Genomic DNA, 23,479 nt, shown 5'->3' on the forward strand with positions numbered 1-23,479 from the left:
AACCCGCAAAAACTGCGCGTGGTCAATATCCGACCCAACCCTGAAAGTATTCCCATCACGTGGCGGCCTCATACTCGGGCGGAAAAGCTGCTGGTCGACCTGCGGGATTGGCTATGGCGGCCGCTAATTGAGCGCGCCGTCCGCCGCTACGGCCTCGATACGTTCGATGTTTATCAGCTCGACGGCGGTTTAGACCTCTATCGCAATGCTTCCTTCATTACCGAAATGAAGCGGCGCGGCAAAAAGGTGATCTGCTGCTATACCGGCAGCGATCTGCGCACCCGCGGCGTCATTCCGGCCGTCGATGCGATCAGCGATCTCAATGTGACCGTCGAGTTCGACCATCTTGCTTTGCATCCGCAAATTCACTACGTCGGCTTTCCCTTCGACGCCGATTGTTTTCAGCCGCATTTGCATCATGACAATGACAAGGCGGTGCGCATCGGCCATGCGCCGACCAATCGCGCCGCCAAGGGCAGCGATGTCATCATTCCCATTCTTCGTCAATTGGAAGCCGAGCTCGGAACCGAAACCGTGCTGATCGAAGGCCTGCCTTACGCGCAGGCATTGGCGCTCAAACAGACCTGCGACATCTTTGTCGATCAGATCGGCGATCTCGGCTACGGCATCAATTCGCTGGAGGCGCTGGCGATGGAAATACCGGCGTGCTCCTGTCTGGCGCCCGGATTTGCCGAACAGTTTCCCAACCATCCTTTTATCGACGTGCAGGCCGACAATCTGCGGCAGGAACTGGTCCGTCTCATTGCGCAGCCGAATCTGCGTCGGGAAATCGGCAGGAAGGGGAAAGAATGGGTCAAAGCGCATCATGATCCGGTGGAGGTCGTTCGTGCCGTTCATCGATTGGCTCAAATAGAGGATTGAGGCCATGTCGAAAGTAGTGATCATTCTATTTATCCTGACCGCTGCCGCGGTAGCCCAGTCGACGATCGTCATTTTTTCCGACAGTCCCGACGGCGATAAATATGTAGATGCTTCATGGGGTTACCGCAGAGCTCCAAGCACGCTCGAGCGGGCCGGCAACAATGACAAGTTTCCGGTCGAGACCGGCGTGGTGTATCAGGGAGCGCACAGTCTGCGGCTGCGCTGGCGCTCGAAAAGCGGTGGGGATTGGGGAATGGCCATTGCGGCAACCGGCTGGAAGCCCATGGATACGACGCTTTACGACAGTTTGGTCTATTGGATCAACGCGCCGGAGGCCGTGAGCAAAGAAGCGTTACCCGACCTCGCGCTAGAGGACGTCAACAACCAAAAGAGCCGCCGCCGGGCGCTGGGTGATTTTGTCGGCGATATCGACGGCGACCCGTCGACTTGGCAACGGGCGGCCGTGCCGTTGTCTGCTTTTCATGAAGGCGGTGTTTCGATCGATTTTACCAAGGTCAAAACTCTTTTTCATTATCAAAAAGCGGCAGACGATGTCGAGCATACCCTGTTTCTCGATGAGATTCGTTTGATCAAGGGCGGTGGAGCTGCAGAAGCACCGGACACGCCGACCGGCCTGCAGGCGTTCGGTTATGATTCGCGCATCGATCTGCGCTGGCAGCCGGTGTCCTCGCCGAATCTGGTCGGATATGCGGTGTACGGCGCCTCATCGCCGACAGGCCCGTTTCGCCGGTTGAACGCCGTCGCTCATGAACCTATCTGGTTTAGCGATTTCTTTGGCGTAAACGGGGAAACGCGCTATTACTATGTCACGGCGGTCAATTATGACGGAATCGAATCCGCCCCCTCCGACACGGTATCGGCGACGACGCGTCCTATGAACGACGAAGAGCTGCTGACCTCGGTGCAGCAGGCGGCGTTTCGCTATTTTTACGATTACGCTCATCCGGTGAGCGGCATGGCACGCGAACGCAAGGGTTCGGGCGACGTCTGCACCAGCGGCGGCACCGGCTTTGGATTGATGAATGTGCCCGTAGCCGTAGAGCGCGGCTTTATTACCCGCCAGGCGGCCGCAGCGCACGTCCTCAAGCTGGTGCGCTTTTTGGCGGATAAAGCCGAGCGCCATCACGGCGCCTGGTCGCATTGGATCCACGGCACAACCGGCAGGATCATCCCCTTCAGCAAGTACGATGACGGCGCCGATCTGGTGGAAACCGCCTATCTCGTTCAAGGACTCCTCACGGTTCGTCAATATTTTGACGGCAGCAACGCGGTGGAAACGGAGATCCGCGACATCTGCACGCGGCTGTGGCGGGAAGTCGAGTGGGATTGGTTCCGCAAAGAGACGAAGGAGCCGGTGTTGTACTGGCACTGGTCGCCCAACTATGGGTGGCAGATGAACATGCCGATCCGCGGCTTTAACGAGTGCATGATCGTTTACATTTTGGCGATCGCCTCGCCGACCCATCCCGTACCCAAATCGCTTTACTATAGCGGCTGGGCAGGCGCCGGATACGTCAACGGCAGGTCCTATTACGGCATCACTCAGCCGGTCGGGCCGCCGATGGGCGGACCGCTTTTCTTTACCCACTATACGTTCCTGGGCGTCGATCCTCATGCCATGACCGACCGATTCTGCAATTATTACGACAACAATCGCGCCATCAGCCTGATTCACTATGCCTACTGTCAGGCCAACCCGAAAAAATTTCCCTGCTACGGCGACGGCGTGTGGGGGTTGACCGCTTCGGACAATCCGTGGGGCTATTCGGCGCATGAGCCCAACAATGATAACGGCACGATCACACCGACCGCGGCGCTCAGCGCCATGCCGTATACGCCCGAAGAATCCATGGCCGCGCTGAAGGCCTTTTATTACCGCCACGGCAAACGGCTTTGGGGCGAATTCGGCTTTAAGGACGCCTTTAACTGCAAACAGGATTGGTACGCGGAAAGCGTGCTGGCCATCGATCAAGGCACGATTGCGCCGATGATCGAGAACCACCGCACCGGCATGCTGTGGCGTCTGTTCATGTCCGTTCCCGAAATTCGAGCGGCTGTGACGAGCATCGGCACCGGCGTAAAGTCGCATCGACCGCTCGAGCAAGGCATGATCATCTATCCCAATCCCTTCAATCCCAAAACCATGATCACATTTACTTTGGCACAGGATTCGTCCGTTTCGCTCAAGATCTATAATGTACGCGGCGAGTCGGCGGCGATTCTGTACGACTGCGAACGATTATCGCCGGGCTTTTATCGGCGCGAGTTGGGCGATTTGCCCGCCGGCATTTATTTCTGCCGGCTGGAAATCGACGGGCAGGACTATTTCGGCAAACTGACCTGTCTAAAATAGCTTTGCCGCAGCTTTGGGCAGCAGAAAAATCGGGAATGTAACGGCAGCGGCTAAAGTTAGAGACCTCATAACAACAGAAGGAGTTTTTAATGAAAAAAGCACTTGTTTTTCTGCTGCTTGCTGCCGCATGGGCAACGGCCGATGTAAAAAAGGCAAGCGTCACCACGATGGAGTTCGGGGGTACTTTTGGGAAGATGGTTAAATTTTTCGGCGGCGGCAAGCCGACCACAAATGTGGACTATTATACCCAAGCGCAACATCGCAATGATTCGTTCCGAGACGGCAAGCTTGCAACCACGCAGATCATCGATCTCGATCGCGAATTGTTTATTACCATTGATCATAAAAACAAAACGTTCACCCAGATGACTTTTGACGAATGGCGCCGGATGATGCGCGAGACGATGGAAAACCTCCAGGAGAGCAAGGAAGAGGAAAAAGAAAAAGTCGAATGGAAAATTTCGGTGGACGTCAAAGAGACAGGCGAGAAGGAGACCATAGCCGGCTTGGCGGCGGAAAAGGTGATTCTGTCTCTCAAAATGGAAAGTGAAGTGACGGAACAGAAGGAGGGCAAAGCGCCGGAGACTTCACGCGCCACGCTCTATGCCGTTTCCGACGAATGGCTGCATCGCGGTCAGCAAAAAGCGGCGGAAGAGATGCAGGCGTTTCAGCTGGCGTTGGCGAAAAAGCTGGGTCTGCTCCCCGATCAGGCGTCGATGCAAAGCATGATCAAGCAGGTTTTCGCCTCCTATCCGCAGCTTGCCGAAGCGATGGAGCGCCTGCAGAAGGAAGGCAAAAAGCTGGAGGGTTTTCCGCTGCGGTTAAAGACGGTTTACGAAAGCGAGGGGGACCATCCCCAGTCCGCCAAGGAAGAAAAAAGCGAATCGCCGCAGATTCCGACGTCGGTCGGCGGCTTGGCCGGGGCGATCGGCAAAAAAATGTTGGAAAAGCAGGCTGAAAAAAAGGCAAGCGATCGCGTCAAGCTGCTGACCATCACTGAAGAGGTAACCGAGTTGTCTCGAGGCGATTTGTCGGCGGATCTGTTCATGGTGCCGGCGGGATATAAGGAGAGCAAACCGGAAAAATAAGCGGGAAAATACATGGCGATTTGGAGCGCTCTGCGCAAGTCGAAAAAAAGGTCTGCAAAGCGTATCGGTTTAGCGTTAAGCGGCGGCGGCGCGCGCGGACTTGCCTATATTGAATTCTGCAAGGCGATGGACGACCTGGGCGTGCGCCCGTCGATCGTTTCCGGCACGAGCATTGGCGCCATTTTCGGTGCCTTTATTGCCGCTGATTTTACCGGCAGGCGCATGGAGCAGGAGCTCGAAATCCTTTCACCGCTGAAAATTCCTAAGCTCATCGACGTCAATTTGAAAAAGGCCGTACTCAAGGGTCAAAAGGTCATGGAGTACCTGCAAAAGGTTATCGGCGTCGAACGTTTCGAGGATCTCTCCATCCCTCTCAAGGTCGTGGCCGCCGATTACTGGCGAAGGGAGCCGGTCATCTTTGAACGTGGGCCGTTGATGCCGGCCGTGCGTGCTTCCATCTCTCTGCCGGCGATTTTCAAACCGCTGCAATATCAGGGGCGCATCCTCATCGACGGCGGTGCCGTAGACCCGCTGCCGCATGAGATCATTCGCGACCAGTGCGACTATCTGATCGCCATTGACGTCTCGGGTTCCATCGCCCCAACCAAGGGCAGCCTGATGCCGGGCATGTTCGACAGCATCATGGAGACATTCCAGACGATGCAGTCCGCGATTATCGCCGAAAAGCTCAAACGCACGCCCGTCGATCTCTATGTCAAGCCGAGACTGCTCAATTATTCTATTCTCGATTTCCTCAAAGAAAAAGAGATACGCGCCTCGGTGGCGCTGGACGTGGCGGCTTTTCGACAAAAGCTAAAAGCGGATCTCGATCTGCAATAATCAAAGCCGGAACAAAGTTATGAAGCGTTTCGTAATCAGGCTCTTGATTATCCTGGTTCTTATCGTTCTCGTGATCTATATCGGCGGCGGTCAGCTGCTGACGGCCGCGGCGAAGAAGGGCCTGCCCGCGGCCGAAAGGCTGCTGCGCGAGCGCGGCACACCGGTAGCCGATCTCGACTTTGACCGCATCGGGTTTACCTCCTTTAATCGTCTGTCGATTTACGGTCTGAGCGGAAACCTTGTGGCGAACTCGGCGGTCGATCCGATCGAGGCGCTGTTTTCGGTGAACCGCGTCGATTTGACATTGGCGCAACTTAGACCGGCGGCGGTTCGGATTTCTTTGGAAAAGTTTTCGGTAATTGCCGAACAAAATAAGCAGCTGCCCAGTACCGCCATTGGCCGTGTCGAGGAAGGCTATTGGTCGGTAAAGAAACCCATGGTCATCAGTCGGCTTGCGGAGGAGTGGCGGCGTTATCGACTGCAGCTGCAGAACCTGTTCAACGAAGAATATTTCGACAGGGATATGCAGCTGCGTGCGCTCGTGACGTTAAAGTTGCGCGGAAAAGAGGCCCAGGCCATGCTTTACACGGTCGAGGAAGAGGGCGGAGCACGGTTGCGTTTAGAGACACGGGATGTCCAAAAAGCGTCAGAGATCTTTCAGCAGGAGTTGTCGCCGGATGAGATCGAAATCATCTCCCGCTATCCGATGCGGGCGCCGGTCATCATGCAGCTGACCTCCGAAGCGCGGCGAACCGCGCGCGAGGCGCATCGCGCCAATCCCGCCGTGCCTGAAGATGCCTATCGTCATGTGTTGTGGAGCTATCTTTTAACCCGCCAGTTCGACGCCGACTTTGCCAAAAAGGTCACGGATGCTCATGAAGTCCTGCCGACCAATACGGTTGCAGAGCGCAAGATGGATTTTATTAACAACCGCATTGGACGCAATTACGCTCTAAACGGTATACCTCGCGAGCGCATTCTCAGCCTGGTCATGACCGACCCGCAGGTGATCCGCCGGCCTCAGGATGCGCCGCTGTAATAATGCGGTCGAACTGTATTTTTTTCTTTTTTCAGCATATTTTTTTTTCTACATTCCTCATAAAGGTCATTCCTGCAATGCAGGAATCTTGTCTGCCTTGGAGATTCCCGCTTTGCGGGAGTGACCCTTTTTTATTTCTTCAAGCCGTCAAATCACCAAAAACCATAAGCAAACTTTTAATAAAACCGGGAAAGGATCAAGATTGCTGGTTGCTTGTCTGGATTTGGAGGGAGTTTTAACGCCGGAAGTTTGGATCAACGTGGCCGAAAAGACCGGCATTGCAGCTTTGCGCGCCACCACGCGCGACGTACCGGATTATGATCAGCTCATGCGGCAGAGGCTGCGCATTCTGCGCGAGCACGGCATTCGGCTCGCGGACATTCAGGCGGTCATTGCCGGAATGGGGCCGCTGCCCGGCGCGCGCGAGTTTTTGGATTGGCTCCGCAGCCGCATGCAGGTGTTGATCCTATCGGATACCTTTTATGAATTTGCCGACCCGCTGATGCAGCAGCTCGGTCGGCCGACGCTCTTTTGTCACCATTTGCAGGTCGACGATGAGGGCATGATCAGCGGTTATCGTCTTCGGCAAGCGGACAGCAAACGGCAGTGCGTGCTTGCCGTGCGCGCACTCAATTTTCCGGTGACGGCGGTCGGCGACTCTTACAACGACACCGGTATGCTCGCCGCGGCGGATGTCGGAATTCTTTTCCGGCCGCCGCAGAATGTGATCGATGAATTTCCCCAATTTCCGGTAACGCGCTCTTATGACGAACTGCGCGAGGCTTTGCTGCAGGCGGAAGAAAGGCTTTTCAAAAAAGGGAGTTGACGGCATGGCGCAGGAACGGTGCGGCATTGCTTTGGTGGGGTCGACGATCGTCGACGAGATTCTGCCGATCATCGACGCCGGACGCATGACCTATGTGGATGCGCAGGACTTTGTGCCGGTCGAAGAGCTGGCCGGCGAGGCCTCGGAGTTGAGCGTCGGCGGTATGGCTCTCAACGTGGCCGTCGATTTGGCCAAAATTGCCGGTGGATATCCGATCGTCGTGGTCGGCAAGGTGGGACGTGACGAAAAGGCACAGGTCATTCGCCGGATCTTGGCCGAAAACGGCCTTTCCGATGCTTTGTTGGCCATCGACCCGATCCACGAAACCTCCTCCACTGAAGTCCTGCACATTCGCCTGCAGGACGGCGTGATCGAGCGCTGTTTTCGCCATCGCCTTGGCGCAATGGGTTCTTTTAACGAACAGGACATTCCGTGGGAGAGCTTGTCTTCTTTCCGTATTGCCATGTTCGGTTACGGCCTGTTGCTGCCGCAGCTCGACCTGGCGGACAAAGACTATGGCTGCGTGCTCGGCCGCGTTCTAGCCAAGGCGCAGGCAATGGGACTTCAAACGGCGCTTGATTTCGTCTCGCCGGATGTGCAGAATCTTTTCAAGTTCGCGCGCTACCGCCCCGCTCTCAAATATGTGGATATCCTCTGCATCAACGAAGATCAGGCGGCGGCGCTGGCCGAGGAAAATGATCCCGCAAAAGCGTGCCGTCTCTTGGTCGAGCGTTTCGATGCGGGCACTGCCGTCGTTCATTGCGGCGCCGTCGGACCGAATTACGCCTTTACCCGCAGCGAGGGTTTGATTGTGCAACCTAATTTTCGCGTATCGGCGGAAGAGTATCAGGGCAATGCCGGAGCGGGGGACGCTTTTTCCGCCGGCTTTCTCCACGGGATGCATCAAGGTTGGACGACTGCGCGCGCTTTGGAATTTGCAGCTGCGGCTGCCGCAGTCAGTCTTCGTCATCTTTCCTGCACCGGCGCCATGCGCGACGAAGCCTATCTGTTGGACTATATCGAGGAGCATAGATCGAAAAGATGATCAAAGTGTTGAAATTCGGAGGCAGCTCGTTGGCCTCTGCTGAGCGGGTGCGCAACGTCGCCCGCATCACCCGCGAAGCGTTTGTCCCCGGCAGTCCTACGGTTCTGGTCGTTTCCGCTATCGGCGGCATTACCGATCAGCTGATTGACTGCGCCAAGACCGCGGAAAAGAACGGTCCGGAAGCGATGATCAAGCTGGAAAACATTCGCCGCCGCCATTACGAAGTTTATCCGCGGGAATTGAACGAGCCGGAAACTCGGGATATCGTTCAGACCTATTTCGAAGAACTGCGCGACATTCTCAAGGCGGTCAGCCTGATCCGCGTCTGCTCGGAGCGGGCGATGGATTATTTGGTCAGCTACGGCGAGCGGCTGAACGCCCGGCTGATGACGCGCTTTCTGCAGAACGAGGGTGCTCAGGCCGTCTATGTGGATGCGCGCGAGCTGATCATTACCGACAAACGTCACGGCGGCGCTCGGGTGTTGTTCGACGAGACCGTGCCGCGCATCCGCAAAAAGTTTACCGAGCCGTTGATTTACGTCGTCACCGGCTTTATTGCCTCCAGCCTCGACGGCGTCAGCACCACGCTCGGCCGCGGCGGTTCCGATTACACGGCGTCGATCATCGGCGCGGCGCTGGACGTCGAGCGAATCGAGATCTGGACCGACGTGGACGGCTTTATGTCCGCCGACCCGCGCATCGTCGACAAGGCGTTCGTCCTTCCGGCCGTCAGCTATGAAGAGGCCATGGAGCTGTCCTATTTCGGCGCCAAGGTCATCCATCCGCAGACGCTGCGTCCGGCGATCGAAAAGAACATCCCTGTGGTGATCAAGAACAGTTTTGCTCCGGAAAAACCCGGGACGCTTATTTCTTCGGCACAGATCAACGGCGAACATCCGGTCAAAGGAATCGCCTCGTTTCACAATATTTCCTTGATCAACGTGCAGGGCGGCGGCATGGTCGGCGTGCCCGGCATTGCCTTTCGGTTGTTCGGCGCCTTGGCGCGTCACGACATCAACGTCATCATGATTTCGCAGGCCTCCTCCGAGCACAGCATTTGCTTCGTTATCCAGTCCAAGGACGCCGAGGCGGCGAAAGAGGCGCTGCAAAAAGAGTTCGAAGGCGAGATCGCTTCCGGCAAGATCGACCAGATCGAAGTCAAGAACGATCTGGCGATCATTGCCGCGGTCGGCGACAATATGGCCGGTCACCCCGGCATCGCCGGCAAGTTGTTCAAGGCGCTGGGCGACAACTCGATCAATGTGGTGGCCATTGCCCAGGGCTCCTCTGAGCGCAATCTTTCGATCGTCGTTCACGAATTGGACGCCGTCAAAGCGGTCAATGTCATTCATTCGGCGTTCTACCTGTCGCATCGCATCTCCAACGTCTTTGTCATCGGCGCGGGCAACATCGGCAGCACGCTGCTGGATCAGATGGCCGAAGAGATAGAGGAGCTGTATGAGAAGCATCATCTGCTCATTCGCGTCTGCGGTATTGCCGATATCGACCGCATGGTCATCGACGATCAGGGGATCGATCTGCGCAACTGGCGGACAGCGCTGAAGGAGTCGACGACCAAGACGGACTTGGACCTTTTGCTGAAAAAGATTGCCGATTTCAAGCTGCAGAACAGCATTATCGTCGATGCCACGGCCAGCGATGAAGTGGCAAGCCGATACGTGGACTTTCTCAGCGCCGGCATTCACATCGTAACGCCCAACAAGCGCGCCAATACCATGTCGCAGGAGTATTACAATCGCCTCAAGGCGATGACGCGCGACCATCGGCTGCACTACCTCTACGAGACGACCGTCGGCGCCGGCTTGCCGTTGATCAGCACCATCCAGGATCTGATCCAAAGCGGCGACGAGATTTTAAAGATCGAAGGCATCTTTTCCGGAACTCTCGGCTTCATTTTCAGCGCCTTGTCGGCGGAGCGGCCTTTCAGCGCCGTGGTGCGCGAGGCTTATGAGCGCGGCTATACGGAGCCCGATCCCCGCGATGATCTCTCCGGCACCGACGTGGCGCGCAAGATTCTCATTTTGGCCCGCGAAATCGGTCTGCAGATGGAATTGAGCGACGTCATTCTTCAGCCGCTTTTACCGCCGGAGTTGTGCAGCGGCAATCTGCAGCAGTTCTGGCAAAAACTGCCGAGCCTGGACGCGCAGTTCGAAGCGCGCCGCGCCGCCGCCGAACGAGAGGGCAAAGTGATCCGCTACGTCGCAACGCTGATCGACGGCGTCTGCCGCGTCGGCGTCAGCGAGGTGTCTCGCGACAACGTGCTTTCGCGCGCCGACGGCGCCGACAATATCATCCGCATCACCACCAAGCGCTATTTCGACAATCCGATGACGGTGCAGGGGCCGGGGGCAGGCCGCGAGGTCACGGCCGGCGGCATCTTTGCCAACATCATCAACCTGAGCTTTCATCTGCCTTGAGCGCTGTTTGTATTCATAGAGAGTGAGACTATTGCGATGAAATTATACAGCACCCGCGGCCAATCTCCCGTCGTCTCTTTTCGCGAAGCTTTGTTTGCCGGTCAGGCGCCGGACGGCGGCCTTTACATGCCGGTCGATTTTCCGCCGATGCCGATTGAGGCGATCGCTGCCGAGGATGATTTCCGCGCCGCCGCCGCGACGGCCATAACGCAATGGTTGGGCGACGAGCTGACCGCCGAAGGCGTGCAGCGCGTGACGGAGCAGGCTTTCTTTTTCAGCCCCGCGCTGTCGCCGCTTTCGGACGGAATCAGCGTCCTGGAACTTTTTCACGGGCCGACGCTTTCGTTCAAGGATTTCGGCGCCCAATTCATGGCCAAGTGTATGGGATGGTTTCTGCGTCATGAAAACCACGAAATCACCATCCTTGTCGCCACATCGGGCGACACCGGCAGCGCCGTGGCCCACGCCTTTCACCGCGTCGAGGGCATCCGCATTGTGCTGCTCTATCCCTCGGGCAAGGTGAGTCCCCTGCAGGAACGGCAGTTCACCACGCTCGGCGACAATGTGCATGCACTCGAGGTCGACGGCACGTTCGACGATTGCCAGGCGCTGGTCAAGACCGCCTTTCGCGATGCCGAGCTGACGGCCAGAGCGCGGCTTTCCTCGGCCAATTCGATCAACATCGGCCGACTGATTCCGCAGTCGCTTTATTACCTATGGGCCGTCACCCGTTTTTCTGGCGAAGCGCCCGTCGTCTGCGTGCCGAGCGGCAATTTCGGCAATCTGTGTGCCGGTTTGTTTGCCGAACAATGCGGCCTTAAGGTGCACCGCTTTATCGCTGCCGTAAACGCGAACGCCGTCATTCCCGAGTACCTCGAAACCGGCGTCCCCGGCCGTCGCTGCAGACGCTGTCCAACGCCATGGACGTCGGTAATCCCAGCAATTGGGAGCGTATTCGGACACTGTACGGCGACGACCGCAGCCGGATCAGTGACCGGTTGTGGTCGACGAGCATCTCGGACGACGAGACGCTGGCGACCATCCGCCGCGTTTATGAGCAGGACGGCTACCTGGCCGATCCGCACACTGCGGTCGGGCTGGCGGCAACGCAGAGATATCGTTCGGCTGCACAGGATGCGCGCCGGACGATCGTTCTGTCTACTGCGCATCCAGCCAAGTTTCTCGAAGTCATGGCAAAGGCTGTGGAGGCGCCGGTGCCGCTGCCGCCGGCGCTGGAGGCATGCCTCAATCGCCCCAAGATCGCTGCACCCTTGCCCAACGATTATGGAGCTCTGAAAGAGTTCATTCTCAATCTGAATTGACCCCGTCGATTTGGGGGAAGCGGCGGTGCTTCGTTTCCGGCCTTTTTTCAGGAGACGGTTTGTCATGCACGAACTGTCCATTGCCTGCAGCCTTATATCCATCGTGAAAGAAACGCTTCACGACCGGCCGTGCCGTGTCAAGGCGGTTGTGGTCCGTGTCGGCCGATTGAGCAACGTGCTGATCGACTCGTTGGAGTTCGGCTTTTCGGCATTGATTGCCGGAACCGAGCTCGACGGTGCCCGCTTGATTGTGCGTCAACCGGATCCACTGCTCCTTTGTGGCGAATGCGGTCAAGAAACGGTACTAAAAGAGTTCGAATTCGCCTGTCCGCATTGCGGCAGCCTGAACATTACGGTAAAGGGAGGCGACGATCTGTTCGTCGAATCGATCGAAGTCGAGGAGGAGACTGCTTCATGAGCGTGATCATGGTCGAACGCAAGGTGCTGGAACGCAACGATGCCGTGGCGCAGGAAAACCGCACCCTGCTGCAGACGAACGGCGTTTTCAGCGTCAATCTGCTCAGTTCACCCGGGAGCGGCAAAACATCGCTGCTGGAACAAACCCTGCCGCGCCTTCGGCACGAATTTGCGATCGCCGTCATCGAAGGGGACATACAGACCGATCTGGACGCCAAACGTATCGAAGCCTTGGGCGTACCGACAGCGCAGATCATCACCGGCGGCGGTTGTCATCTCGATGCAAACTTGGTGAAAAAAGCGTTGGCCACATTGCCGGTGGAAAAACTCGATTTGCTGTTCATCGAAAATGTCGGCAATTTGGTTTGCCCCGCCGCCTATGACCTTGGCGAGAATATCAAAGCCGTGGTGATCAGCGTCACGGAAGGCGAAGAAAAACCGTTGAAATATCCGGCGATCTTTCGCAACGCCGCCGTGTGCATCGTCAACAAGATCGATCTGCTGCCCTTTCTCAATTTCAGCGTCGAGAGGCTCAAGGAGAACGCCCATGCCGTCAATCCGCAGCTGCAGATCGTTTTGACCTCCTGTACAACCGGCGAAGGAATCGACGAATGGTGCAACCTGCTTCGCACATTGCGCCGCAAAGATCCAAGCTCCGCCTCCGCATAGTGCTGCGCGGGGTGGTTCAGGGGGTGGGCTTTCGGCCTTTTGTCTATCGTTTGGCTGAAGCGATGGGACTTTGCGGCTGGGTGCGCAACGACTCCGGCGGGCTCACGATCGAAGTCGAGGCCGAAAAAGAAACGCTCGACCATTTTTTTTTGCGACTTCAGGCCGAAAAACCCTCTAAAGCCGTGGTGACCGGCTGCGAAATTTCCTTTCTCGATCCGGTCGGTTATTCCGAGTTTATGATTCGGCCCAGCGAAACGCACAGCGAAGAACTGACGCTGATGCTGCCCGATGTAGCGACCTGTCCCGATTGCCTGCGCGAGCTTTTTGACCCCACAAATCGCCGTTATCGCTATCCGTTCATCACCTGCACGCACTGCGGACCGCGGTTTACCATCATCGAAAAGTTGCCATACGATCGGCCCAACACCACAATGCGCGATTTTCCGATGTGTGAGTCCTGCCGACGTGAGTACGAGGACCCTAACGATCGCCGGTTTCATGCACAACCGATCGCTTGTCCCGACTGCGGCCCGCATCTTGAATGGCTCGATGCGTACGGAAAGTGCGTCGCTTTGAAAGAGGAGGCATTGGCGGCGGCGATCGAAGCGTTACGAGGCGGCCGCATCGCGGCGCTCAAAGGCATCGGCGGCTTTCAGCTCCTCGTGGATGCATCAAATGACGAGGCAGTCGCCGCGCTGCGCCGCAGGAAACATCGCGAAGAAAAGCCTTTTGCCCTGATGGCACCCGACCTTGCAGCCGCAGGCCGGATGTGCTTGATTTCACCGTTCGAGGAGCGGCTGCTCTGTTCGCCCGAATCGCCCATTGTCCTCATGCGTCGCAGAGCCGACGCTCCTGTCTCATCACTTGTGGCGCCGGATAATCCCTACTTGGGCATCATGCTGCCCTATTCGCCGCTGCACCATCTGCTGCTGCGCGAATTCGGATCAACGGTCGTCGCCACCAGCGGCAATTTATCGGAAGAGCCGATCGTCATCGACGAACGCGAGGCGGTGCGCAAACTGACCGGAGTTGCCGACGGCTTTCTCGTTCATAACCGCCGTATCGTGCGGCACGCCGACGACTCGATTGTGCGCATCGTCAACGGCAGAGAAATGGTGCTGCGTCGCGCGCGCGGCTATGCGCCGCTGCCGATCGAAGTCGGACGCAGCGCAGGCAAAGCGATCGCCGTCGGCGGCCATCTCAAAAATACCGTGGCCGTGCGGATCGACAACCGCCTCGTCATCAGTCAGCATATCGGCGATCTTGCCACCGCCGAGGCTGCAGATGCATTTGAGCGCGTCATCGACGATTTGGACCGCATCTATCGACTCGACGGCGCGCCGGCGGTATGTGATCTGCATCCCGAGTACATTTCGACCAAGTTTGCCCGTCGACGGTTTCCGCAGGTGACTGCCGTGCAGCATCATGCGGCGCACATTGCCGCCTGCATGGCGGAAAATCAGCTCGAGCCGCCGCTGTTGGGCGTGGCCTGGGACGGCATCGGTTATGGAACCGACGGCCTGTTGTGGGGCGGAGAGTTTTTTATCGTCGACGAGTCCTTTCAGCATGCGGCGCAGTTTCTGCCGTTTCCGCTGCCGGGCGGCGAGCAGGCCATTCGCGAGCCGCGTCGTACTGCGCTCGGCATGCTTTATGAGCTTTTCGGCGAGGCGATGTTCGAGCAGGACCTACCGATTTTCGAAGCGTTTTCTCGGGGCGAGCTTGCGTTGCTGCGGCAGATGCTGGCGCGGGGCGTCAACTGTCCCCGCAGCAGCGGCGTGGGAAGGCTGTTCGACGGCGCAGCGGCGCTGCTCGGGTTGCGGTTACGATCATCGTTCGAAGGTCAGGCGGCTATGGCGCTCGAATGGCGTGCTGCCGAAGGCATCAACGACCATTATCCTTTTGAGCTTTTGCCCGGCTCGCCCGCAATCGTCGATTGGCGGCCGATGCTCGACGCACTCCTCCAAGATATGGAAAATGGCCAAGTCGTCGCTCTAACGGCGGCCAAATTCCACAACACATTGGCCGAAATAATCTGCCGTGCGGCGGAACAATTTTCGATGGAAAAAGTGGTTTTGAGCGGCGGCGTCTTTCAGAACGTCCGTCTGTTGACCGAAGCTGCAGAGCGCTTGGAGCGGCGCGGCTTCAGGCCCTATTGGCATCAGCGCATTCCGCCGAACGACGGCGGAATTGCCGCCGGTCAATTGATCTTGTTTGAAATGCTGCAGAAAAAGGAGTCCTAAGATGTGCCTGGCCATACCCGGTAGAATTATTTCCTTCGAGGCGGACGAATCCGGTTCCAAAATGGCAAAAGCCGATTTTGCCGGAATTATCAAAAAAGTCTGTATCGATTTTTTACCGGACGTGCAGATCGGCGATTATGTCTTGGTGCACGTCGGATTTGCTTTGAACAAGATCGATGAGGCGGAAGCGCTGGAAACGCTGAATGCCTTGCGCGAGGTGGGAGAGGCCTGGCAGGAGGCCGGTCAGGCTTCGGCATCCGAATGAGGAAATGAGCCGTGAAGTATGTCGATGAATTTCGTGATCCCGAGGCGGCGCGGCGGCTGGCGGCGGCCATTGCTGCCCGCATGAGCAGACCGTGGACGATCATGGAAATCTGCGGCGGCCAGACGCACGCCATCCTGAAATACGGCCTGGAAGAGTTGCTGCCCATAGATTTGACGCTCGTTCATGGTCCCGGTTGTCCCGTCTGCGTGACGCCGGCAGGGATTATCGACGCTGCCGTCGAATTGGCTTCTCGTCGCGATGTGATGCTCGTTTCTTTCGGCGACATGCTGCGCGTGCCCGGTTCGAGCCGCGATCTGTTGAGCGCCAAAGCGGCAGGCGGAGATGTGCGGCTGGTCTATTCGCCGCTCGATGCCGTAAAATTAGCTCAGGCCAATCCGCAAAAGCTTATTGTCTTTTTTGCCGTTGGTTTTGAGACGACCGCTCCGGCAAATGCTGCGGCTGTTCTGGCGGCAAAACGACTGGGACTGCGCAATTTTTTTCTTCTGGCGGCGCATCGCCGCGTTCCGCCGGCCATGGAGGCGATTTTATCGGCGCCGTCATGCCGAGTCCAGGCGTTTTTGGCCGCCGGTCATGTGTGCACGGTGATGGGCTACCGAGAGTATCTGCCCATTGTCGAGACTTTCCGCACGCCCGTTGTCGTCACCGGTTTTGAGCCGATCGATATTTTGATGGGAATTCTGCAGGCCGTTGAATTGCTCGAGCAGGGGAAAGCCTCAGTTGCTAATCAATACGCCCGTGTGGTGACCGAGAAGGGCAACCTGCAGGCGCAGCGGCTCATGGCCGAGGTGTTCGAAATCTGCGACGCCGACTGGCGCGGCATGGGCAGAATTCCGGCAAGCGGGCTGCGCTTGAAGCCGACGTATGCCGCTTTTGATGCCGAGCAGGTTTTTTCGCTGAAAACGAGCGACAAGCAGGAGAGGCCGACGGATTGCCTGGCCGGAAAGGTGCTGCAGGGCTTGATCAAGCCGACGGACTGTCCCGCATTCGGTGCCGCGTGTCGACCGGAAACGCCGCTCGGCGCGCCGATGGTCTCCTCTGAGGGCGCCTGCGCCGCCTATTTCCGCTACCGGCAGCAAAAATTACAGACGGCAAATCCAAAAGGCGATTGACCCATGAACGGAAACGAACTTGGTTTTTCTTGTCCCTTGCCGCTGCAGAAATATGAGCGCATTCTTACCGCTCACGGCGGCGGCGGTTTATTGAGCAGACAGCTGATCGAGGAGCTGTTTCTGCCCGCATTCGATAATCCGCTGTTGCGCAGCCTGCACGACGGCGCCGTGTTTTCTGCAGGCGGTCGTCTGGCGTTTACGACCGACTCGTACGTCGTCAGCCCCATTTTTTTCCCAGGCGGCGACATCGGCGAGCTGGCCGTCAACGGCACGGTGAATGACCTGGCCATGTGCGGGGCGCAGCCGCTCTATCTTTCCGTCGGAATGATTCTCGAAGAGGGCTTGTTGATGGAAGAGCTGATTCGCGTAGTCCGGTCGATGCAGCGGGCGGCGGAAAAGGCGGGCGTGACGATCGTCACCGGCGACACCAAAGTCGTCGAGCGGGGCAAGGGAGACAAGATATTCATCAACACGTCGGGTATCGGCGTCGTGCCTGCGGGAAGAGATGTTGCCGCGGCGAACTGTCGTCCCGGAGACAGAATCATCCTCAGCGCCGATATCGGTCGCCACGGCGCGGCGATTATGGCGGCGCGCGAGGGTTTGGAATTCGAAAGCGCCATTCAGAGCGACACGGCGCCTCTCAACGGCTTGGTGGAGGCGATGTTTCAGGCAAGCGCGGAGATACGCATGCTGCGCGATCCGACGCGCGGCGGGTTGTCGAGCGCCCTCAACGAGATCGCCCAATCCGCCGGACTCGGCATCGTCATCGATGAATCGCAAATTCCGATTCAAGAATCGGTGCGCTCAGTTTGCGAAATTTTGGGACTCGACCCGCTTTACATGGCTAATGAGGGAGCACTCATCGCCGTGGTTTCGCCGCAGGCCACAGATGCCGTCCTCGAGGCGATGCGAAAACACCCACAAGGAGTAGGAGCTGCGGTGATCGGCGCCATGACTGAGGAGCACAGCGACCGAGTCTTGCTGCAAACCGCTTTCGGAAAGAGAATTTTGGACATGATCTCCGGCGAGCAGCTGCCGCGTATTTGTTAACAGAAATAAGAAGCTACTCACCCTTTGTTCATTTAAACAACAAAATTCTTGACACGCAGCTCTTCATTTAGTATGTTAGCGCCGCTTTCAAAGAGCGAGTTTAATCAAATATGGAGGTGATTCAGGCAGGCAAAGAAACGTGAGATGGTACAAAAAATTGGCCAACTTAACGAAACAAAAAGGAGGTTACGATGAACGTTGGTCGTGCTTTGCTTTTTCTGCTGGCGTTTTCAGCCGGTCTGATGGTGTTTGCTGACGCCCAGGCGGTCACCACACTCGGCCGCGGCGTTACGTTGGGTGACTGGTTGGCGCCGACTGAATGGTATCACATCCAAACCACGCGCTATACCAAAGCCGAATTCGAAAACATCAAAGCTCTGGGCTTTGACCATGTTCGGATTCTGGTAAACTTTAATACCTCCGGTATTACCCCCGAAGGAACGATCAGTCCGATACAAATTCAATGCTTAGAAAAAGCCGTGCAATGGGCCGAGGAAGTCGGTCTCAAAGTCGTCATCACCAATTCCGGCGATGAGATTTCTGACGCGACGGCCGATGCGGTTGCGGCGCGCGTGGCCGCCAACTGGAAAGATCTGGCCGGCCGGTTTGCCGGCAAGGCGGCCGATTTGGTTCTCTATGAAATTTTCTCGGCGCCGGCAGACTTGATCACCGCCGAAGCGTGGAACGCCGCCGCCAAGACGATCATTGCCGCCATTCGCCAGGTCGATACCCAGCACACTATTGTCGTCGGACCGGTGATGTGGTATTCGATCGATCAGCTGGCCAATCTGGAAAAATTTGCGGACGATAATATTCTCTATGCGGTGGAAATGTGGGAGCCTGTCCTATTTACAAGGCAGAATACAACTTTCCACAAATTGCGATACTATACCATCAACGTTCCCTTCCCGTACGATCCTGCTAAAATGCCGCCTATGGCAAGCGAAGACGGTTCAACGGCAGCCGGAACGGCCTATCAGAATTATCCGACCCAAGGAACGGTCGATTGGGTAAAAGCCCGAATCGATCAGGCAGCAGACATTGCTGCCGCTAAAGGTATGCCCTTATGGTGCGCGGCCATGGGCGCGATTACCGGCCAGCAATGGGACTGGGGCAGAAGCCTTGCTTTCGATGTGCCGGCAGAACACCGCGCCGCCTGGTTCGAAGCCGTCCGCACTGAAATGGAAGCCAAGGGTATCGGCTGGTCTCTGGCCTCCTATCGCGGCAATTACGGCTTTTTTGACAACTATGACGGCGGAACCGGCAATTGGATGATGTTCAGCAATTATCCCTACGATGTCAACAAAAAGGTCGCCGCTGCCTTGGGACTCAATGTCCCGGATGCCGGCATTTATGTGCCGTCGCCGCTCAAGGAAGGCGTCGTCTTTTATGACGACGAATTCAACCCGATGATCCGCGTCGGCTGGTGGCTGGGCGACGGCGAGCCGAACTTTTTCGTCACAGATTCCCCGGTCAGCGGCAAGTATTGTATGGGAATCTACTACCCGAGCCAGTACAACGCGGTAGATATGTTCTTCCCGCTGTATCAGGATATGGCCGAATTGGCGGACAAAGGGTACGTGCTTGATTTTTTCATCCGCTGCGATAACGATCAAGGCCACATCCAAGCCCGCTTCGAAATGACCAACGAATTCGAAGAGGACCGTCCGTGGCGTATGAACTATCACATCGACAATTCGGTCGTGCCGTTCGACGGCGAGTGGCAACGGTTTACCATGGCTTTGACGGACCTGCAGGATATGGGCGCCTGGGATCCCGATAACCGCACTTGGTACGGCGGCCCCGGCGGCCAGATCGATTGGGGGAGAGTGCAGCGCTTCCAGTTCGTTTCCGAAACCCGGGCGCAGCCGGATGTGGAAATCTATATCGACCGCGTACGCGTGGTCGATCCGGCGACGCTGATTCGCGAGCAGGGCGGTGTAGTGCCGGGCGAATTCGCGCTGCACGCCAACTATCCCAACCCCTTCAATCCCAGCACCACCATCAGCTATACACTGGCGGAGACTGGACAGACGACTCTGGCCGTCTATAACGTCCGCGGCGAAAAAGTTGCGGAATTGGTAAACGCCATGCAGACGGCGGGCGACTATGCGGTACAATGGAATGGCCGCGATATGAACGGCAAAGAGGTCCCCAGCGGCATCTATTTCTATCGCCTCAAGAGCAACAATCAGGAAAGGACGCGCCGCATGGTGCTGATGCGGTAACTCTCTATACACAAAGAGCCGGTCGAAAGGCCGGCTCTTTTTATTTCCGCAGGCGACGCAGTTCTCCCACCCGCTCGGTGATCCCCCGTTGATCGAAATAGTTCAGCAGCGGCACGGCAAATTTGCGTGAGGTCGCCAATCGCTCGCGAAACTCGCTGACCGTAAATTCTTCCGTACCAAAACTGCGAAGGATCTTTTCCGCCTGACGAACCGCTTCCCGCGTCAGAAAGATTTCCATGTCCAGGCGGAGCACTTTCCCCATACTGACCAGCGCCTGGAGAACGCGTTGTACCTGCTCGAGCGGGACGCCGATCATCTGCGAAAGGATTTTCGGCGGCGGCGTCCTAAAAGGGGCTTGCGAAAAGATCGATAAAATTTTTTCGGCTGTCTCTCGATCTGCCAAAGACAACGAGATGCTGAAATCGGCAAGGCGCAACACACCGTCTTCTTCATAAAGGATATTTTCCGTCTTTAGCTCGCCGAGCGCCGCGTCCATAACTTCCGGCGGCGATTGGAGCAATGCGGCGACGTACGATTTTTTGATGCCTCGCTGCAGCGGCTCTTTGGCGTGAAATGCCGACACCAGTTGGCGGATTCTCTCTTTCAAAAGAAGATAATTCTGCTGATGCAGATAATAATGACCGAAACGGCGTACCAGGCCGTCCTGAAGCAGCCGCTCGAGACTCTCGACCACTTCCTTTTCTTCAACGCCGATCGCTTTCGTTAATTCGACGAGCTTAAGCGGAGCCGTAGCAGGTGCAACAAGATGAGAGAGCAGCAACTCACGCACATTGAATTTTTCCCGCTGCTTCAGCCTTTCAACGGCAAGCTTGTCCGATCGACGATGCGGTTTGGGATTAGCGTCGAGCACGACCCCGCCGCCGATGGTCAATGCGGGTGAAAAGGTGCGCAGAATGAAGGGTTGACGAAAAAGGGCTGCCGTCGGTGAATCCAAATAAAGCTGCGCCAAAGCGGATTGTCCGGGCAGCAGAACGGACGTTTCGAGCAGCTTGACGCGCGATTTCATTTCAGCCGTCCCTATATGCAGGCGCAGCTTTTTGCCGCTTTTGATCGGCTGAGGAGCTTTGGTCAACAAGGTCAACCTGACGTCCAGCAGCCGAGTCGGTTCGATGCGACCGGTCGTCGCCAAAATGTCGCCGCGTCTAATGTCCTCTTTGGCAATGTTCGGCAGATTAAGGGCCGCCCGATCACCGATACCGACTTTTTCCACTGGCCGACCGTGGCTCTGAATGCCGCGCACGCGCAGCCGCCGTTTTTCCGGCAAAAGTTCCAACTCCTCGCCGACGCGCACCTGACCGGAAAGAACCGTGCCGGTCACCACGGTACCGTAGCCCTTTACCGTAAACGAACGATCGACCGGCAGCCAAAAAACTCCCTGATCGCTGCGCGAAGGGGTGCGCTCGGCAAGCTCAATGAGGGTCTTGCGCAGCGCTTCGATTCCTTCCCCCGTTTCCGCGGAGGTCCGCAGAATGGGCGCCGATGCCAGAAAAGTACCGGCAACGGTCTGTCGAATCTCTTCTTCGACGGCCCTCAGCCACTCCTCATCCGCCAAGTCGATTTTGGTGACGGCAATCACGCCGGCGGGAATGCCGAGCAGGTTCATAATGTCGAGATGCTCGCGCGTCTGCGGCATCACGCCGTCATCGGCCGCCACGACCAACAACGCCAGATCGATCGTGCTGGTACCGGCGACCATGTTTTTGATGAACCGCTCGTGTCCGGGTACATCGATGATGGCAATCTCATCGGTCAGGAAGGCAAATCCCAGATCGATGGTCATGCCGCGCTGCTTTTCTTCCTTCAGCCGATCGGGGTCCGTGCCCGTCAAACACTTTACAAGACTCGATTTGCCGTGATCGATGTGACCGGCCGTGCCGATGACCTTGGCCGCCAATAAAACCTCCTTTCGCAATCAAAAGCAGATGACAGTTCGTCAGCCGATTTGCCGCTCGAACGAAATCTCCCCTTGTTGGGTCAGCCGTTCTTTTGCAGGTTGTTGGACTGGAAACGTTGGATCAAGGGGCGCAAAGCAAACAGCCGCATACGCTTCTTCAGATAAAGCGGATAATCCAGATACCGCAAAACCGTCAGGTAGCTTTCGATATAAGGCTCGATGTTGTCAAAGGAAGGCGGGGTAATTTCCAACGTGATGCTGCCGCGAAAATTTGCCGCCGCCACGGTCTGCAAAAACTCGTCGATCGGCAGCTCACCGCCGCACTGGAAAGAAAAATGACTGTCATCGCCCCGACGACAGTCCGAGAGATGGATGCAGCCGATGAGGGGCCGGTAGCGGGCAAAGCATTCGATGGGGTCGTCGCCGCGGATGAAAAAGTGCGGCGCATCGAAGCAGATGCCGGCGAATTGATCGCCCAATTCGGCTCTCGCCTGCGAAAGAAAGTCATCCCACTCTACTCGGCTCATCGATGGTATGTTTTCTACATAGACCGGCAGCCGGAGCCTGCGGAGGTTGCGAAACAACGTTGCCGCAGAGTAATCGGAAACATGGTCCGGCAGGGGTTCCGGCGGATGAACGACGAGGTGGCGAATATGAAACGCAGCTGCCTTGCTGTTTACCCAGTCGATGGTTTCCGAAATCTCTGCGGAGTGGCGATCGTTGGAAAAGTCCCAGCCGTCGACAGAACTGAGGGGCAAATGAAAAGCGGAAACGAACCTCTTCAGGTAAGGGTCGATTCGGCCGTCTTCATTAAACAGGCTACGGTTGATTTCCACGAACTCCATGCCGAGAATTCGCAGACCGCGCAAAAATTCGGTTGCGCCGATACCGTTGTACGGCTCTACCGCAACGCCGACCAAAGGAGATGTACGTAGGCTAGTCATGGTTTCTCTGTAACGGTCAAGAGCCGCCAAGGTTCCCATTACCGGGCAATTGACAACAGATACCCCCAGTTCAAAATAATGAGCAAAAGAACGATCCGCAGCAGCAATCTTTTCTCCCGCTTGGTAAGGCTAAGATCGGGAGTCTTTAGATTAAAAGCGGCAAACAGACCGAGAAGGACGACGGCTGCAAAATACAAATAGACAGCAAAAGCCGCCGGATTGAGGAGCGCAGCCTGCAGAAACCGGCCGTGGACCGACAAAACAGCAACCCGCGCCGAACCGCAAAAAGGGCAGGGCAGCCCCGTCAGGTGGTGAAAAGGACAGGGAGGAAACCGATCGGTAAGGTTAGGAAAAAGTCGGGCTGCAGCAATAAAGATTGCCAAGACCAGGCCGAGAAGCAATCGATTGTAAATCTTGGCAGATTCAAGTCGAATCAATTGGATTTTCATTTTACTTTTTCCCTCAATTGACAATACGAACATTCATGGGCATTATGCAAGCTTTTTTGCATAGTTTACAGGATTCGGATTAGGCAGGAGGAAATATAGGGAAGCTCTATCCCTCCTGATTCAACCTTGATTCCCTGCGTTTATGCGCCGGTCCGCTAAAGGCGGCGTCGATTAAAAAGGGGAAGCAAAATTCTTAACAACTGGCGTTTTTTATGCCTGCTTCTTTCGGCCGATTTTATAATAGGCTTTTGGGTTACCGTCAGGTGTTTGAACTTGCATTTTTACAAGAGATTGGCTATTTTTAACAAAAATAGTGGC

The 23,479-nt window shown here is 56.6% G+C and carries 19 protein-coding genes; 16 read left to right on the forward strand and 3 right to left on the reverse strand.

The genetic code is table 11. The annotated features are described in order from the left end of the window. The 16 genes from ONB24_09320 to ONB24_09395 form a co-directional block, all read left to right on the forward strand. Window positions 1-882, forward strand: an 882-nt coding sequence (locus ONB24_09320; GenBank protein MDZ7316307.1) for a glycosyltransferase, incomplete at its 5' end; no start/stop codon positions are given. A gap of 4 nt (window positions 883-886) precedes the next feature. Next, complete coding sequence (locus ONB24_09325; protein ID MDZ7316308.1) at window positions 887-3,256, forward strand: T9SS type A sorting domain-containing protein; 2,370 nt, start codon at window positions 887-889, stop codon at window positions 3,254-3,256. 89 nt (window positions 3,257-3,345) lie between these two features. Beyond that, window positions 3,346-4,344, forward strand: a complete 999-nt coding sequence (locus ONB24_09330; protein MDZ7316309.1) for a hypothetical protein — start codon at window positions 3,346-3,348, stop codon at window positions 4,342-4,344. Between the two features lie 12 nt (window positions 4,345-4,356). Next, a complete protein-coding gene (locus tag ONB24_09335; GenBank protein MDZ7316310.1) occupies window positions 4,357-5,184 on the forward strand; it encodes a patatin-like phospholipase family protein in 828 nt (275 codons plus the stop codon). Window positions 5,185-5,203: 19 nt separating this feature from the next. Beyond that, a complete protein-coding gene (locus ONB24_09340; protein MDZ7316311.1) occupies window positions 5,204-6,223 on the forward strand; it encodes a hypothetical protein in 1,020 nt (339 codons plus the stop codon). Between the two features lie 202 nt (window positions 6,224-6,425). Beyond that, window positions 6,426-7,049, forward strand: coding sequence for a bifunctional phosphoserine phosphatase/homoserine phosphotransferase ThrH (gene thrH / locus ONB24_09345; GenBank protein ID MDZ7316312.1), 624 nt, complete (start codon window positions 6,426-6,428; stop codon window positions 7,047-7,049). 4 nt (window positions 7,050-7,053) lie between these two features. Continuing rightward, complete coding sequence (locus tag ONB24_09350; protein ID MDZ7316313.1) at window positions 7,054-8,094, forward strand: carbohydrate kinase family protein; 1,041 nt, start codon at window positions 7,054-7,056, stop codon at window positions 8,092-8,094. A gap of 5 nt (window positions 8,095-8,099) precedes the next feature. Beyond that, window positions 8,100-10,532, forward strand: coding sequence for a bifunctional aspartate kinase/homoserine dehydrogenase I (gene thrA, locus ONB24_09355; protein MDZ7316314.1), 2,433 nt, complete (start codon window positions 8,100-8,102; stop codon window positions 10,530-10,532). Between the two features lie 36 nt (window positions 10,533-10,568). Continuing rightward, complete coding sequence (thrC, locus tag ONB24_09360; protein ID MDZ7316315.1) at window positions 10,569-11,828, forward strand: threonine synthase; 1,260 nt, start codon at window positions 10,569-10,571, stop codon at window positions 11,826-11,828. Between the two features lie 90 nt (window positions 11,829-11,918). Next, on the forward strand, window positions 11,919-12,272 hold the full coding sequence (locus ONB24_09365) for a hydrogenase maturation nickel metallochaperone HypA (protein ID MDZ7316316.1): 354 nt from the start codon (window positions 11,919-11,921) through the stop codon (window positions 12,270-12,272). After that, window positions 12,269-12,940 carry a hydrogenase nickel incorporation protein HypB gene (gene hypB / locus ONB24_09370; protein ID MDZ7316317.1) on the forward strand — a complete coding sequence of 224 codons (672 nt, stop codon included), beginning with the start codon at window positions 12,269-12,271 and terminating at the stop codon, window positions 12,938-12,940. The genes ONB24_09365 and hypB overlap by 4 nt, the downstream gene beginning before the upstream one ends. Then, window positions 12,883-15,180, forward strand: a complete 2,298-nt coding sequence (hypF, locus tag ONB24_09375; GenBank protein MDZ7316318.1) for a carbamoyltransferase HypF — start codon at window positions 12,883-12,885, stop codon at window positions 15,178-15,180. The genes hypB and hypF overlap by 58 nt, the downstream gene beginning before the upstream one ends. A 1-nt stretch (window position 15,181) precedes the next feature. Next, window positions 15,182-15,445, forward strand: a complete 264-nt coding sequence (locus ONB24_09380) for a HypC/HybG/HupF family hydrogenase formation chaperone (protein ID MDZ7316319.1) — start codon at window positions 15,182-15,184, stop codon at window positions 15,443-15,445. Between the two features lie 11 nt (window positions 15,446-15,456). Further along, window positions 15,457-16,575, forward strand: coding sequence for a hydrogenase formation protein HypD (gene hypD / locus ONB24_09385; protein MDZ7316320.1), 1,119 nt, complete (start codon window positions 15,457-15,459; stop codon window positions 16,573-16,575). A gap of 3 nt (window positions 16,576-16,578) precedes the next feature. Then, window positions 16,579-17,625, forward strand: a complete 1,047-nt coding sequence (gene hypE, locus ONB24_09390; GenBank protein MDZ7316321.1) for a hydrogenase expression/formation protein HypE — start codon at window positions 16,579-16,581, stop codon at window positions 17,623-17,625. A gap of 191 nt (window positions 17,626-17,816) precedes the next feature. Further along, window positions 17,817-19,853 carry a cellulase family glycosylhydrolase gene (locus ONB24_09395; GenBank protein MDZ7316322.1) on the forward strand — a complete coding sequence of 679 codons (2,037 nt, stop codon included), beginning with the start codon at window positions 17,817-17,819 and terminating at the stop codon, window positions 19,851-19,853. 40 nt (window positions 19,854-19,893) lie between these two features. On the opposite strand, the gene selB is transcribed toward ONB24_09395, so the two are convergent. From selB to ONB24_09410, 3 genes are all read right to left on the reverse strand, one after another. Further along, the gene (gene selB, locus ONB24_09400) at window positions 19,894-21,768 is read right to left on the reverse strand and encodes a selenocysteine-specific translation elongation factor (GenBank protein MDZ7316323.1); all 1,875 of its coding nucleotides are present in this window, start codon (window positions 21,766-21,768) and stop codon (window positions 19,894-19,896) included. 80 nt (window positions 21,769-21,848) lie between these two features. Then, window positions 21,849-22,712, reverse strand: a complete 864-nt coding sequence (locus ONB24_09405; GenBank protein ID MDZ7316324.1) for a TIM barrel protein — start codon at window positions 22,710-22,712, stop codon at window positions 21,849-21,851. A gap of 38 nt (window positions 22,713-22,750) precedes the next feature. Beyond that, entirely contained in the window at window positions 22,751-23,161 is a 411-nt protein-coding gene (locus ONB24_09410; protein MDZ7316325.1) for a DUF2752 domain-containing protein, read from the reverse strand. Window positions 23,162-23,479 lie beyond the last annotated feature (318 nt).

The organism is candidate division KSB1 bacterium (assembly GCA_034505495.1).
GTDB lineage: Bacteria > Zhuqueibacterota > Zhuqueibacteria > Residuimicrobiales > Krinioviventaceae > Fontimicrobium_A.